Genomic DNA, 12,511 nt, shown 5'->3' with positions numbered 1-12,511 from the left:
ACGAGCGAGGCGACCTTCTGCTCCTCGATCACTTTCCAGTCGATGTATTCTTCGATGTCCGGATGGTCGAGATCGACCGTTACCATCTTCGCGGCGCGTCTTGTCGTTCCGCCGGATTTGATGGCGCCCGCCGCACGGTCGCCGATCTTGAGGAAGCTCATTATGCCGGACGATTTGCCTCCGCCCGAAAGCCTCTCGCCGTCGCCGCGGAGTCTGGAGAAATTGGTGCCTGTCCCCGAGCCGTATTTGAACAGGCGCGCCTCGCGAACCCAGAGGTCCATGATGCCGCCTTCGTTCACCAAGTCGTCGTTCACGCTTTGGATGAAGCAGGCGTGGGGTTGGGGATGCTCGTAGGCCGACTCCGACCGAACAAGTTCTCCCGTCTGGAAATCGACGTAGAAGTGTCCTTGAGACGGTCCGTCGATGCCGTATGCCCAGTGAAGCCCCGTGTTGAACCATTGGGGCGAATTCGGAGCACCCATTTGCATCGCGAGCATGTAGCGCATCTCGTCGTAGTAGGCGCGCGCGTCCACCTCGGCGTCAAAATAGCCGCCCTTCCAGCCCCAGTATGTCCACGTGCCGGCGAGACGATCGAACACTTGTCGCGCGTCCGTCTCGCCGATCTCGCGCTCGCCCCTCGGAAGCTCAGCGAGTGCCGCGTCGTCGCGGACCCGGCGCCAGAGCCACGGCGGCGTCTCCTTGTCCTCGACGGTCTTGAGGCGCGCGGGCACGCCGGCCTTGCGGAAGTATTTCTGAGCGAGCACATCCGACGCCACTTGCGACCAGCTCGCCGGGACCTCGATCCGCTCCAGCCAAAAGACCACCGAGCCGTCGGGGTTGCGAATTTCGCTTGATGTCGTACGGAATTCGATTCGCTCGTAGGGCGACTTACCGTCCTCGGTCATAAGACGTCGAATTCGCATTACCTCGCCCCCCGTTTTCTCTTTGGCCCGGAACTCCGCAGCCTGATTCGTCCAGATCGCGATCCGAGTCGAACTTTGTCGCACGGCTCACAATCGTCGCTCGCGCCACGCCGCCGAATCCACAGTATCTTGTATTTTGAGGCGAGTTGGCCACAAACTATTGCGCCGTTTCCAAGGAAAGGCAAGAGAAACTTTGCGGCTGGATAGCTTATTTCTTCGGCTTGTTAAGATGAGCCACAGCAATGCGATAAAGTATTCTTATGCAGGTTTTCGCCGACACCCTCATATAATTTGAAGGCTCGGGCGGAAGTCCACTCAAGGAATTCTGTGCCTAAATGAATATTTCCTATCTTGCCGCTTAGACTCGTTTGCGGCCGCCTTCCAATCAGGGTGCGCAAAATAGCATCTCGAAATTCGGCCGTCAACAAGATATGGGTTATGATGTTAAAAGCACCACAACATATGCGATTATGGAGGGGAGTGGGGCTCGACGGTCATCTCCTATCCGGGCCGACGAAGGACGGAGACTCTCGCTCGATGACCCGACAGTATCCTTCTCGTCCGGGACGGCTTCCTCCGAAGGCCTCAATCGTGGCCGGCGTCGCAGCACCGACGTGATAAAGCGCGCACCCTGGCGCTCGATGACAGGCGCGATCCCGTGCGAGAACAGGGTGGTTCTGTTGCCCGAGTGCCGTGCATACGATCGCTTTCGGCAATCGACATCCCAACATGGCGGCCCACCAGGATTCAGATGCCGGCACAAGGCGGTCCACCCGCTGCGACGGAATGCTGTCCAGCGGGTTCTGGCGCACAAGCCGAGGGTCTCAATCAGGGGTGGGAGGGCTGGACGTGTGCACGGTCAAATGCCATAGTCCGCGCCGTCGGGCGGCAAATCGGGCCTGCTGCACAAAACACCGTGTGGGCGGTAGGGGTTCAGCGCGCTATGAGCATAGGGACTCGGCTTTTCACTTTGTTGCATGGTGAATTCGTCGGCGCCGACGAATTCGGCAATCGCTATTACCGCGAGAAAGGGGGTGTGCGCCGGCACGTCGGCGGACTTGATCGGGAGCGACGCTGGGTCATGTATAGCGGCGAACCCGAGGGCTCAAAGGTTCCTGCCGAGTGGAATGCGTGGCTGCACCATACGAGCGACGCTGTTCCTGCAGGTAGCACCCAAAAACGCGCCTGGCTCAAGCCTCATGTTCAAAACCTGACCGGGACGCCTTACGCCTATCGGCCGCGCGGCCACGAATTCAGAGGTGGGCGGCGCGCTAGCGCCACCGGCGACTACGAGCCCTGGCGGCCCGAGTAGCCGACCGCCGAAGCAGCCGACGAAGGAGGTCGCATTGGCGGTGAAGCTCAGCCGGGATACCACGGAAATTCTTGTCGGTGGCTTGGCACTCCTCGCCTTTGCGCTTTTCGTGGTTTTCGCGTTTTCCGTCAACCAGAATTCGATAAGCGGGTATGTGCTTACCGCAAGCTACTATCATATCGACGGCTTAGCACTCCATTCCGATGTAAGGCTGGCCGGGATCCGCATAGGTGAAGTGACGGCCGAGACGTTCCAACCGAACGACGATCGGGCACTGGTAACCATGACGCTCGCCAACGACGTTGCGATTCCCCGCGACAGTGCGGCCATTGTCGCGACCGATGGGTTGCTAGGCGCCAAGTTCGTCAAAATCGATCCCGGCGGCGATCTGGAAATGCTCAAGCCCGGCGATTCGTTCGACTACGTTCAGGATTCGGTCGATCTCGAGCATCTTTTGCTCCGCGTGGTACAAGATGCCGAGGCCAAGCGCAAAGGTGCGCGAGGCAATCCGCCCCCCGAGGACGATCCATGAGCCCCGCGGCGGCAGGTGTCCGGAGATGAAACGATGATAGGGCGGAATCTGGTCGAAACCATCATGGGGGCGTTCGTCCTGCTGGTCGCCGGGATTTTCCTCGTTTTTGCATACCTTTCCGCCAATCTGCAGCCGCCAGGGGGTTATTCGGTCACGGCCGTCTTCAGCTCAGTCGATGGATTGTCCCAGGGCGCCGATGTGCGCGTTGGCGGCGTGAAGGTGGGAATCGTCACCCGTCAGGCGGTCGACCCAAGACACTACAACGCCGTCGTCACAATGGACATCGAGCGCGACGTGAAATTGCCCGTTGACACGAAAGCCGTCATCGCAAGTGCGGGCTTGCTGGGCGGGAAGTACGTCAAGATCGAACCGGGGCATTCGCAGACGCTTCTGGCGCCAGGCGGCGAAATCACGAATACCGAGGGCGCTGTGGTACTCGAGGAACTCCTTGGGAAGATCATCTTCCTTGCGACCGACCAGGACGCCGACCAGGATTCGCGAAGAGGTTCGAGTGAGCGGCAAAGCCCCAAGGTACCGCCGAATGGCGATGCGACGCCGCCCGAACAATGACCGCTATTGGATTTTGCGCGTGAAAACCAAGACGCCCGAACTGGCATTTCCCATCTGGCGCGCACCAAACGGCGAGCCGGTCACGTGCATAGAGAAGATCAAGGTGCTGAACGAAAACCTCCAAGAAATTAGCGAGCTTGCACAAGAGGCGCTCGAGGATGCGTTGCTTATGGGATGCGACGAGGCGCAGGTGCGCGACGTAATGCGCAAACTTGTCGAGGCGCTCCGAAATCCTTACCGGAAGTAGGCGCCGCGTGACGGCCTTCCTCCGCCGACCCGGTCTTGCCGTTTTGCTTGTTGTTGGAATTGCGGGTGGGCCCGTGTATGCCGACACCTATATCGACATGAGCACGGCAGTACTTCAGGGCCTCGACAAGGTAACCGCGCGCGTCTCGACCCTCGACGCGGGTGTGGGACAAACTGTCCATTTCGGCTCCCTCGAGATCACCGTCCGTTCATGTCGAAAGCGCCCACCGGAGGAGGAGCCGGAATCAGCGGCCTTTCTCGAAATTCGCGAGAAAAAGGCGGATGAGGAGCCCAAACTCCTCTTCAGTGGCTGGATGTTCGCATCAAGCCCGGCGATCTCCGCACTCGAACATCCGGTTTACGATCTCTGGGTCGTAGACTGTATGAACGCCAAAAGCTCCGCCTCCGGCAATCCAGGTTGAAAAGCAGCGCTTCGCTGCAGGGCGGAGGCGAGTTGCCGGCGATATTCATCGCGGGGAATTTCCACAGCGCCGAATTGCCGAAGGTGATCGGTGATGAATTGCGTATCGAGCAGGGTGAAGCCGCCGCGGGCAAGCCGGGCTGCGAGGTGCACGAGCGCAACCTTGCTCGCATCGGGGGCGAGGCTGAACATGCTTTCCCCGAAAAAAGCCGAGCCGAGCGCCACGCCATAAAGCCCGCCCACGATCTCGCCCTCGCGCCAGCATTCGACGCTGTGCGCAACGCCCATTTCGTGGAGCGCGAGATAGAGCCGGCGGATGTCGTCATTGATCCAGCTATCCTGGCGGCTGTCATAGCGCGCGGCGCAACCCGCGATCACAGCGCGAAAGGCCGTATCCGCGCGCACCTCGAAGGGCGTACGGCGCACGGTCTTGCGCAGCCGGCGCGGCACGTGGAAGCTCTTGAGCGGGATGACACCCCGCCATTCAGGGTCGAGCCAATAAAGCCGTTCGCTCGTTCGACTATCGGCCATCGGAAAAATGCCGGCAGCATAAGCTCGCAGCAGTAGGTCTGGCGTGAGCTCGGTCATGGCAAAGATATAGGGCGAAACAGGTCCCAGAGAAGTGTGGTGGCCGCCCTCGAGGCCTTTCCTTCAGCGGTTCAGACCAACAAACCGCTCGAGCCAATGTATATCGTAATCGCCGTTGATGATGTCGTTGTTGGAGACCAGACGGCGGTGGAGCGGAATCGTCGTTTCGATGCCGCCAATGACATATTCGTCGAGCGCGCGACGCATGCGCAGCAGGCATTCGTTGCGATTATTGCCGTGCACGATGAGCTTTGCGACCAGGCTGTCGTAATAGGGCGGCACGCTGTATCCCGTGTATAGCGCAGAATCGGCGCGCACGCCTAAACCGCCGGGGACGTGGTAGTCGGTCACCTTTCCAGGCGAGGGTGCGAAAGTTTCCGGATTCTCGGCATTAATTCGGCATTCGATCGCATGACCCTCAAGACGCACTTCGGCCTGAGTGAGGGACAGTGGCGCTCCTGTCGCGATGCGAATTTGTTCGCGCACAAGATCGAGCCCCGAAATCGCCTCGGTCACCGGATGTTCGACTTGGAGGCGGGTGTTCATTTCGATGAAATAGAACTTCCCGTCCTCGAAAAGGAACTCGATCGTACCGAGACTGCGATAGCCGATCTTGTGAATCGCATCGCACGCGATCATGCCGATCTCGCTCCTCTCTGCGGCATTCAGCGCTGGCGACGGTGCTTCCTCGAGGATTTTCTGGTGGTTACGCTGCAGCGAACAGTCCCGCTCGCCGAGATGGACAACGTGTCCGTGATGATCGGCCACGATCTGCACCTCGATGTGGCGCGGATGGCCCAGATACTTTTCGAGATAAAGGGAACCATTGCCGAAGGCAGCCTGGGCTTCGGTGCGCGCAAAGCGGAAAGCCTCGCCGAGCGATTTCGGCGATTCTGCGACCTTCATCCCCTTGCCCCCGCCCCCGCCGGCCGCCTTGACGAGGACCGGATAGCCGATCCGCCCCGCAATCTCGAGCGCTTCGTCCGTGTCGAGCACGGGCCCGTCGGAGCCCGCGACGACAGGAAGGCCTGCCGCCTTGACCGCCAATTTAGCTTGGACTTTGTCGCCCATGAGCCGGATGTGATCGGGCGATGGGCCAATGAACGTGAAGCCGTGCTCCTCGACAATCTCGGCGAATTTGGCGTTTTCGGACAGGAATCCGTAACCGGGATGGATCGCGTCGGCGTTCGTGATTGTCGCGGCCGAGATGATGGCCGGGATATTGAGATAGCTTTCTCGCGCGGGCGGCGGGCCGATGCAAACGCTCTCATCCGCAAGGCGGACATGCATCGCGTCGACGTCCGCCGTCGAATGGATTGCAACCGTCGCAATACCCATCTCCTTGCAAGCGCGCTGGATGCGCAGTGCCACTTCTCCGCGGTTGGCGATGAGCACCTTTTCGAACATGCGAGCGCGTTGCCTGAGAGGGACGTTATTCGACAATCATCAACACGGCGCCGAATTCGACCGGTGCGCCATTGTCGACGGCGATTTTCGCAACGCGGCCGGCGCGGGGTGCGGCGACCGGATTCATGACTTTCATCGCTTCGATAATGAGAAGCGTATCGCCGGCCTTGATTTGGTCCCCGACCTGAACGAATGTGGCAGCACTTGGCTCGGGTGCGAGATAGACCGTTCCGACCATGGGCGAGAGCACCGCACCGGGATGACTCGCGTCCGCCGCCGGGTCCATCGGCGCCGTGGCGGCAGGCGCTACAGCACCCGGCGCCGTGGCGGGAACACTCGTCGGTATGTAAGTGGCGACCCCGGCATGGCGCGCAACGCGAATTTTCCAGTGATCGGTTGCATACTCGAGTTCGTGCAAGCCCGTCTCGTCGAGCAGCTGGGCGAGCTGGCGCACGAGTGCCGAATCGATCTCGCTCCTCGGAACCTCTATTGGCTTCTCTGGCTTTAACATCAGGGGACGTCCGACTTATTGACGAGATTGGCAATTGCGTCGAGGGCAAGGATATAGCCTTGCGATCCGAGTCCACAGATGACCCCGCGCGCCGCTTGGGAAACGTAGGAGACGTGCCGAAAGGATTCGCGCCTGAAGATGTTAGACAAGTGCACCTCGACGATCGGAATTCGGCAGGCGAGAAGTGCGTCGAGAATGGCGATCGAGGTATGGCTCAAGGCGCCGGCGTTGATGACGATGGCAACGCAGCTTTCGTGCGCCGCCTGAATCCAATCAACCAATTCGCCTTCGTGGTTGGATTGACGGAGATCGATGTCGAAACCGATCGAGCGAGCATGTGCGCGCATCGTCGCCTCGATGTCCGAGAGGGTCTGACGACCGTAATGCTCGGGCTCGCGTGTACCGAGGAGGTTGAGGTTCGGCCCGTTCAGGACCAGCACCGTCGGAACCATCTACCTTTTTCCAATCGTGCGCCGTTCGTTATCGGCCTGCGTTATAGCACGTGGGGCCGATGGCGCAAGCGGCCCCGGTCCGATTGGGTAATTGCCGATCGATAAACAAAGCGCGAACGGCGATGCGGTCGGCCGGTGCTAAAACACTGCACTACCTCTCGGCAACGGGATCCAATGCGCTGGGGACATTGCGCGGCTGGAACGGGAACGACGCCTTGCGGTAATTCTAAAGGTGATGGCGGATCGAATATCGGCTATTTGCCAGAACGTATTGCTGCGCAACCTTGCGGCGAAGATCGAGCACAATCGGGGCCCTCATATTCACGGTCATGCCCACCTTCCCCTCGCTTTTGCGGATCGTAACGATCAAAAGGAAGGCGGCATCCGCCCCGCTTACGCCGCAAGCTGTGAATGCTTCGGACATGTCGGCCGGATCGATACCGCAGTGCGCCGGTTGATTTGGAATCACGAGAAACGACAGTGCTGGTTCACTCACGCACTGAAGCAGTCGGAATTGTGCGAAGCGTGGATCGGGCAGGGTGAGTAAAACGAATTCACGATAGCCCGAAAATCCAAGGACACCCTGCCGCATCGTTATGATCTTCGCGCGGGAATAGGTGAAGCGGCCAAACCGTGTGTCGATTTCAACCGCATCGCTGAGCTCGACCGCCGGCGGGACAAGTGGCGAGTTGCGCAAATCGGTTGCAATAGTTTGGGTGAGAGGCATCATTCCGTTCCTTTATCTGTCTTCAGCGACTTGCCCTCACGGAACCGGCAGAAAATTGATGAGGCTGAGCTGGCTCAACCGCGCGGTTACCGCAAAGCTCGATTCCAGGTTGTTTTGCGCAGCGCTGAGGCTGGTCGCCACTTGCGCGACGTCGACGTTCTGGATGTCGCCGACGTTCTGCTGAAGCTGCAATTGAACCTGATTCTGTGTCGTTTGCGTGTTCGAAAGGACGCTTTGTTGCACGCCCAAGGTGGCCTGAACGTTCGTGATATCGCTGATCGACTGCTTGATCACGCCGAGTGCTTCCTGAAGGCGTTGCGTATCGACTTGGCCAGAAACCGTATCGGTGGTGGCTGCCAAGTTGAGCGCTCGAATTAGTTCCTCGAAACCCGGTGCGTTCGCCGATGCGCCGTATTGAACGTTGAAATTGTCGTCGGCTTGAACGGAAAGACTGGTGTTGTTGCCCTGGTAATAGGCGGTGTCGGGCGTGCTCGGGTAGGTGTTGCCCGGTGGGCTGAAGCCAGGTGCGGAAAGATTGACCGGGGGTGTGTTCGATGCCGTGCCTGAAAAGAGGTATTGTCCCTCGAACTGCGTATTGAGAAGTCCTGCCACTTCCTGAAGCTGGCTCTGTGCAGACTGATTCAAGGCCACGCTCGATGCATTGTTGGAATTGCTCGCGTTTACGAGAAGCGTCTGAACGTTGGTCGCAAGGCTGAGAAGCGAGGTAACGGTGTTCTGCTGCGAGGTCAGACGTTGGGTCGCAAGATTGGTGTCCGCGAGATACTGGGTGACATTCGAATTATCCGCCTGCAGATTGACGAGGCGCTGCGCATTGGGCGCTATGCCGTCGAATGTTTGCGATGTTTGGCCGCTACCGATTTGAGCTTGCAAATTGGAGACTTGCGTCTCCAACTGCATCATTTGGTATTGCGTGAGCGCATTCTGGCCGAAATCAGATACCCTGGTCGTCATGGATCAATCCCGGTTACTGGATTTGCTCGAGGGTTTGAAACATCGCGTCGATGACGGAAATTACGCGCGCCGAGGCGGAATAGGCGTTTTGGTAGACGATCAGGTTTGACATCTCCTGGTCGACGTTGACCCCGCTCAAGGAACTTTCCTTGTTCTGGATGTTCTGGAGGAGAGACGACTGATAGCTTGCTGTATTTTGAGCGGTCGAGGACTGCACGGCGGCATTTCCGATGATCTGGCTCGCGTAGTCGCCGACCGTGGTGTTCGCGGCACCCAGCCCTCCGGCGGCTGGAATGCTCACTGCATTGTTGAACATGTTCGCCATGCTTTGTGCGATCGAATTGTCGCTCGGCGCCACGGCGTTGGCGCCGACGGCGACGGCGCCCGTCACGAGGGTGCCCGTCGAAACGATATTCGGATCGGCTGCGATGTCTGGGCGAACCGCCATGGTGAGGGCGGTACTCACCGCAGGGTTCGCAACGAATAAGTTGTTCATGCCGAGGAAGGTTGAAAATCCTTGACCGGACGCATTGACGTTGGTGTCCTCCTGATTGATCGCAACCCCGTTTGCGGCGTTGTTGGCGCTGATCGTCAACTGACCATTGACGAGTGCCGCAGTTCCGGCACCGCCGAGCCCCGTATTGATGGCACTTATCAATTGACCGACGTTGGTAACCGTCGAGATATCGAGGTCGAGCGGTGCTGCCACCGCATTGCCGTTCTGGTCGACAATGGCGATTCGCACGGTTCCGGTCCCCGTGAACGCAGTCGCCGCCGTCAGGCCGGTCGTCGCACTCGTCAAACTATTGGCCGCGGGCACCGATGTGCCTGAGTTATGTATCGCGTTGAGCTGTCCGATCGTCGTATTTGCGAGAGCGTCGAGCTGCTGGCCGACTTGAGGCAGCGTCGTGTCGCGAAGCTGCAGGAGTGCGCCTATCGAACCACCCGTGATCTGGCTCGTGATATCAACGCCATTGAGCATGATGCCGTTGATGCCGCCGCCGGGATAGGTAACATTCGGACCCATGCTGCTGACCGCGGCGTGAGTGAGGGTCGGCGCTGGACCGGTGCCGTCGAGAAGTGCCACGCCGGTCGTGGTATAAACGCCGATGGTACCGTCCGATCGTTGGACCGTCGTGATGTTCATATCGCCAGCTAGTGCATTTACGGCGACATCCTCCTGATCCTGGAGATTGACGGTCGATTGGCCGAGCGCGTTGAGCTGCCGGATCTGCGTGTTGAGCTGTTGGATCGTCGCAAGCTGAGTTTGCGCATCATTGACCGCGTTCTGGATCGATTGGTCGGTGTCTGCCCGCAACGCTTGGACATTCTGCGCAAGGGTGTTGAAGGTTTGCGCCGTTTGTTGTGCGGCCGCCACGACCTGCATCTGCTCGCTGGAGCCGGACGGCGTGGTGGCAAGGCTTTGGAGCGCCGTCGCGAGACCGGAGAGTTGACTTGCGATCGAAGAGCTGTTGTTAGGATTTCCCATGTAGTCTTGGAGCTGCGAGAGTTGGTCGCTCGTCGTTTGCGCGAAACTCTGGGCCGAGGTCTCGTTGACCACCGCTGCGAGGAGTTGCTGACTTACATTACGCGTGACGGCGCCGATATCGACGCCCGCACCCTCTCCATCCACCGACACAGAGTTGAATGCGACCGTCTCCGCGGAATAGCCGGGCGTCTGCGCGTTCGACACGTTGTTCGACGTGATTTGAAGCGCCGTCTGATTCGCCTGCAATCCGGAGAGTGCGTTGCTGAGTGCGATCTCAAGACCCATGTGATCCGCCTTGCCGGGAGTTGCCGATCGTTGCTATAGGCGCTGATCGATCGAGAGCGGGACCGCCTTGGCGGCGGGATGCCTAGTGTAAACGCTCGTGCTCACACCACCGGTCGCCGTGTAGACGCCGAGTTTTCGTTCTCGCTCGGAAAGGGCGCGATAGATTGCGTTGAGTAGTTTCTGGTTGGCATCGCGCGCGGCACGGAGCACGCGAGCATTCTCGGCGATGGCTTTGCGCGCGCGCGACATGACGCCCATGAGTTTTGACCTTAACCCCGGTTCCGCGTCGTCAAGGGGCTTGCGGTTGCCGTTGAGGAGGGCAACCTGCGCTTCAAAGCCACTTGCGATCTGAACCTTGTCGATCTGCATGGCTTCGATCTCGCGGACGCGCGCGCCGGCCAGGAACGTCGTCTCTTTCTCCAAGAGGCTCGAGAGCCGTTCCGCAAGGGCGATCAGGTCGCCCACCGGATTATTCGCTGTCATCGCTTTTGTACCTCCTGAAGCTTGAGGATCTCCCGCTTGACCTCTTTTGCGATGCCGAGGCCGCCGGCTTTCGCAATGGCCTTGCCGTATTCCTGCGTGAGGAGCGAGCGGTAGATTTGCCCGGCATTTCCGCCGGAAAACATGCCCTTTTCCGGGGTCGTGAACATGGCGGATATGAATTCGCCAAGCGCCATCGCCTCGAACTCGGTGGCCGTCTTGTCGGCGTCGTTGGCGCCTGTGCCCGGTGCAGTCGCAGCCTTGAGGGCGGATAGCGCGGGGGTGGGCGGGAGGATGATCGCGCCAACATCCGCGGGATTGGGGTTGAACATCAGCGCACCTCGATGTCCGCCTGGAGCGCCCCGGCGGCTTTGATCGATTGGAGGATTGAGATCAGGTCGCGCGGGCCGACGCCAAGCGCGTTCAGGCCGTTGACGAGTTCGTGGAGGCTCACGCCCGAGTCGAGTACTGCGAGCTTGCGGTCCTTCTGCTCGTCGACCTGCACATTCGTTCGCGGCACTGTTACCGTCGTCCCGCCCTGCGAAAAGGGCGTGGGCTGCGACACTTGCGGCGTCTCGGTGATGCGGATCGTCAGGTTGCCCTGGGCGATTGCGACGCGATTGACGCGCACCATGTCGCCCATGACGATGACACCGGCGGTTTCGTCGATAATCACGCGGGCGGTCATGTCCGGCTCGACTTTGAGTTGTTCGATCTCGGCGAGGAGCGTTGGAATCTCACCCTGGAAGTTATCCGGTGTTTGGACGTTTACCGTGGTGGCGTCGATCACGCGCGCGGTCGCCGTATGCAGATAGCCATTGACCGCTTCGGCTACCCGGCGCGCGGTCGTGAGGTCCGGATTGCGAAGCGCGAGCCGGATCGTGTGGAGATTGGCAAGCTGGAAGTTGATTTCGCGCTCGACAATGGCGCCATTGGAAATCGTGCCGGACGTTGGCACGTTGCGTGTAACCGATTGTGCTTGTCCTTGCGCTGCAAATCCGGCAATCGCGATCGAGCCTTGTGCGACACCGTAAACCTCGCCATCGGCGCCAAGCATCGGGGTGACGAGCAACGTGCCCCCCTGCAGACTCGTGGCGTCGCCCATGGCGCTGACCCGCACGTCGATGCGCCCGCCTTGGTGCGTGAAGGGAGGCAGTGTCGCCGTCACCATGACCGCCGCAACGTTTTTGGTGTCCATGGTGATATTGCGTACGTTGACGCCCAACCGCTCGAGCATGCCAACCAGGCTTTGTAGGGTGAACGGCGAATTGCGGATCGTGTCGCCGGTGCCGTTCAGCCCGACAGCAAGGCCGTATCCGATGAGTTGGTTGTCACGAATACCCTCAAATTCGGCTATGTCCTTGATCCGCGATGCAGCATTGGCGTCCGCGTTCGCGAAAATTGTCACGAGCGCCACGGCGAGCGCTGCGACGAGGTGTATTGTGTGCCGCGCGCGCAGCCAGCAGCCGGCAGAGCAGGGGGGACGGTCGATTTGAAAACACGCCATCGGATTTGATCCGGTCACAATCGCTATGGGGCCCGGCAAGATGGATAGCGAAAGTCGTGCCAGCGGTGTGCCGCAGGTAAGCTGTTGAT

Annotated in this window: 16 protein-coding genes; 5 read left to right on the top strand and 11 right to left on the bottom strand. The window is 59.7% G+C overall.

Annotated features, from left to right (window positions below):
- The coding region (locus VEJ16_05145) for a vitamin B12-dependent ribonucleotide reductase (protein ID HYB09036.1) at nucleotides 1–923 on the bottom strand (923 nt) is incomplete at its 3' end.
- Nucleotides 924–1,866: 943 nt separating this feature from the next.
- Here VEJ16_05145 and VEJ16_05140 point away from each other — a divergent pair.
- From VEJ16_05140 to VEJ16_05120, 5 genes are read left to right on the top strand one after another with little or no spacing between them, the layout of a single operon-like run.
- On the top strand, nucleotides 1,867–2,235 hold the full coding sequence (locus VEJ16_05140) for an NADH:ubiquinone oxidoreductase subunit NDUFA12 (GenBank protein HYB09035.1): 369 nt from the start codon (nucleotides 1,867–1,869) through the stop codon (nucleotides 2,233–2,235).
- A 40-nt stretch (nucleotides 2,236–2,275) separates the two neighbouring features.
- Complete coding sequence (locus VEJ16_05135; GenBank protein HYB09034.1) at nucleotides 2,276–2,767, top strand: outer membrane lipid asymmetry maintenance protein MlaD; 492 nt, start codon at nucleotides 2,276–2,278, stop codon at nucleotides 2,765–2,767.
- A gap of 33 nt (nucleotides 2,768–2,800) precedes the next feature.
- Nucleotides 2,801–3,337: an outer membrane lipid asymmetry maintenance protein MlaD gene (gene mlaD, locus VEJ16_05130; GenBank protein ID HYB09033.1), complete on the top strand. Its 537-nt coding sequence runs from the start codon at nucleotides 2,801–2,803 to the stop codon at nucleotides 3,335–3,337.
- A gap of 19 nt (nucleotides 3,338–3,356) precedes the next feature.
- On the top strand, nucleotides 3,357–3,584 hold the full coding sequence (locus tag VEJ16_05125; protein HYB09032.1) for a hypothetical protein: 228 nt from the start codon (nucleotides 3,357–3,359) through the stop codon (nucleotides 3,582–3,584).
- A 7-nt stretch (nucleotides 3,585–3,591) separates the two neighbouring features.
- Complete coding sequence (locus tag VEJ16_05120; protein HYB09031.1) at nucleotides 3,592–4,005, top strand: DUF2155 domain-containing protein; 414 nt, start codon at nucleotides 3,592–3,594, stop codon at nucleotides 4,003–4,005.
- Here VEJ16_05120 and aat read toward each other — a convergent pair.
- The 10 genes from aat to VEJ16_05070 form a co-directional block, all read right to left on the bottom strand.
- Entirely contained in the window at nucleotides 3,942–4,592 is a 651-nt protein-coding gene (gene aat, locus VEJ16_05115; GenBank protein HYB09030.1) for a leucyl/phenylalanyl-tRNA--protein transferase, read from the bottom strand. The two genes, VEJ16_05120 and aat, sit on opposite strands and share 64 nt — an antisense overlap.
- Nucleotides 4,593–4,655: 63 nt before the next feature.
- Complete coding sequence (gene accC / locus VEJ16_05110; GenBank protein HYB09029.1) at nucleotides 4,656–5,999, bottom strand: acetyl-CoA carboxylase biotin carboxylase subunit; 1,344 nt, start codon at nucleotides 5,997–5,999, stop codon at nucleotides 4,656–4,658.
- A gap of 25 nt (nucleotides 6,000–6,024) precedes the next feature.
- The gene (gene accB / locus VEJ16_05105) at nucleotides 6,025–6,510 is read right to left on the bottom strand and encodes an acetyl-CoA carboxylase biotin carboxyl carrier protein (protein ID HYB09028.1); all 486 of its coding nucleotides are present in this window, start codon (nucleotides 6,508–6,510) and stop codon (nucleotides 6,025–6,027) included.
- Nucleotides 6,510–6,962, bottom strand: coding sequence for a type II 3-dehydroquinate dehydratase (gene aroQ, locus VEJ16_05100; protein ID HYB09027.1), 453 nt, complete (start codon nucleotides 6,960–6,962; stop codon nucleotides 6,510–6,512). The genes accB and aroQ overlap by 1 nt, the downstream gene beginning before the upstream one ends.
- Before the next feature lie 226 nt (nucleotides 6,963–7,188).
- Nucleotides 7,189–7,689, bottom strand: coding sequence for a flagellar assembly protein FliW (gene fliW, locus VEJ16_05095; protein HYB09026.1), 501 nt, complete (start codon nucleotides 7,687–7,689; stop codon nucleotides 7,189–7,191).
- Nucleotides 7,690–7,725: 36 nt separating this feature from the next.
- A complete protein-coding gene (locus VEJ16_05090) occupies nucleotides 7,726–8,661 on the bottom strand; it encodes a flagellin (GenBank protein ID HYB09025.1) in 936 nt (311 codons plus the stop codon).
- 13 nt (nucleotides 8,662–8,674) lie between these two features.
- On the bottom strand, nucleotides 8,675–10,435 hold the full coding sequence (gene flgK / locus VEJ16_05085; protein ID HYB09024.1) for a flagellar hook-associated protein FlgK: 1,761 nt from the start codon (nucleotides 10,433–10,435) through the stop codon (nucleotides 8,675–8,677).
- Between the two features lie 33 nt (nucleotides 10,436–10,468).
- Nucleotides 10,469–10,918, bottom strand: coding sequence for a hypothetical protein (locus VEJ16_05080; protein ID HYB09023.1), 450 nt, complete (start codon nucleotides 10,916–10,918; stop codon nucleotides 10,469–10,471).
- Complete coding sequence (locus VEJ16_05075) at nucleotides 10,915–11,247, bottom strand: rod-binding protein (protein ID HYB09022.1); 333 nt, start codon at nucleotides 11,245–11,247, stop codon at nucleotides 10,915–10,917. Before VEJ16_05075 ends, VEJ16_05080 begins: the two co-directional genes overlap by 4 nt.
- Nucleotides 11,247–12,422 (bottom strand): flagellar basal body P-ring protein FlgI, encoded by a 1,176-nt coding sequence (locus VEJ16_05070; GenBank protein HYB09021.1) that lies wholly within the window; start codon nucleotides 12,420–12,422, stop codon nucleotides 11,247–11,249. The genes VEJ16_05075 and VEJ16_05070 overlap by 1 nt, the downstream gene beginning before the upstream one ends.
- Nucleotides 12,423–12,511: the final 89 nt, after the last annotated feature.

This window comes from Alphaproteobacteria bacterium, from assembly GCA_035625915.1.
GTDB lineage: Bacteria > Pseudomonadota > Alphaproteobacteria > JACZXZ01 > JACZXZ01 > DATDHA01.
The sequence above is the reverse complement of the archived record's forward strand: the minus strand, read 5'-3'. Positions and strand labels throughout refer to the sequence as shown.

Excerpts from the sequence above, each read along its gene's own strand:
- VEJ16_05075 (HYB09022.1), bottom strand. The coding sequence starts at position 11,247 with ATGTTCAACCCCAATCCCGCGGATGTTGGCGCGATCATCCTCCCGCCC.
- accC (HYB09029.1), bottom strand. The coding sequence starts at position 5,999 with ATGTTCGAAAAGGTGCTCATCGCCAACCGCGGAGAAGTGGCACTGCGC.
- fliW (HYB09026.1), bottom strand. The coding sequence starts at position 7,689 with ATGCCTCTCACCCAAACTATTGCAACCGATTTGCGCAACTCGCCACTT.
- accB (HYB09028.1), bottom strand. The coding sequence starts at position 6,510 with ATGTTAAAGCCAGAGAAGCCAATAGAGGTTCCGAGGAGCGAGATCGAT.
- mlaD (HYB09033.1), top strand. The coding sequence starts at position 2,801 with ATGATAGGGCGGAATCTGGTCGAAACCATCATGGGGGCGTTCGTCCTG.
- VEJ16_05070 (HYB09021.1), bottom strand. The coding sequence starts at position 12,422 with ATGGCGTGTTTTCAAATCGACCGTCCCCCCTGCTCTGCCGGCTGCTGG.
- aroQ (HYB09027.1), bottom strand. The coding sequence starts at position 6,962 with ATGGTTCCGACGGTGCTGGTCCTGAACGGGCCGAACCTCAACCTCCTC.
- flgK (HYB09024.1), bottom strand. The coding sequence starts at position 10,435 with ATGGGTCTTGAGATCGCACTCAGCAACGCACTCTCCGGATTGCAGGCG.
- aat (HYB09030.1), bottom strand. The coding sequence starts at position 4,592 with ATGACCGAGCTCACGCCAGACCTACTGCTGCGAGCTTATGCTGCCGGC.
- VEJ16_05080 (HYB09023.1), bottom strand. The coding sequence starts at position 10,918 with ATGACAGCGAATAATCCGGTGGGCGACCTGATCGCCCTTGCGGAACGG.
- VEJ16_05090 (HYB09025.1), bottom strand. The coding sequence starts at position 8,661 with ATGACGACCAGGGTATCTGATTTCGGCCAGAATGCGCTCACGCAATAC.
- VEJ16_05140 (HYB09035.1), top strand. The coding sequence starts at position 1,867 with ATGAGCATAGGGACTCGGCTTTTCACTTTGTTGCATGGTGAATTCGTC.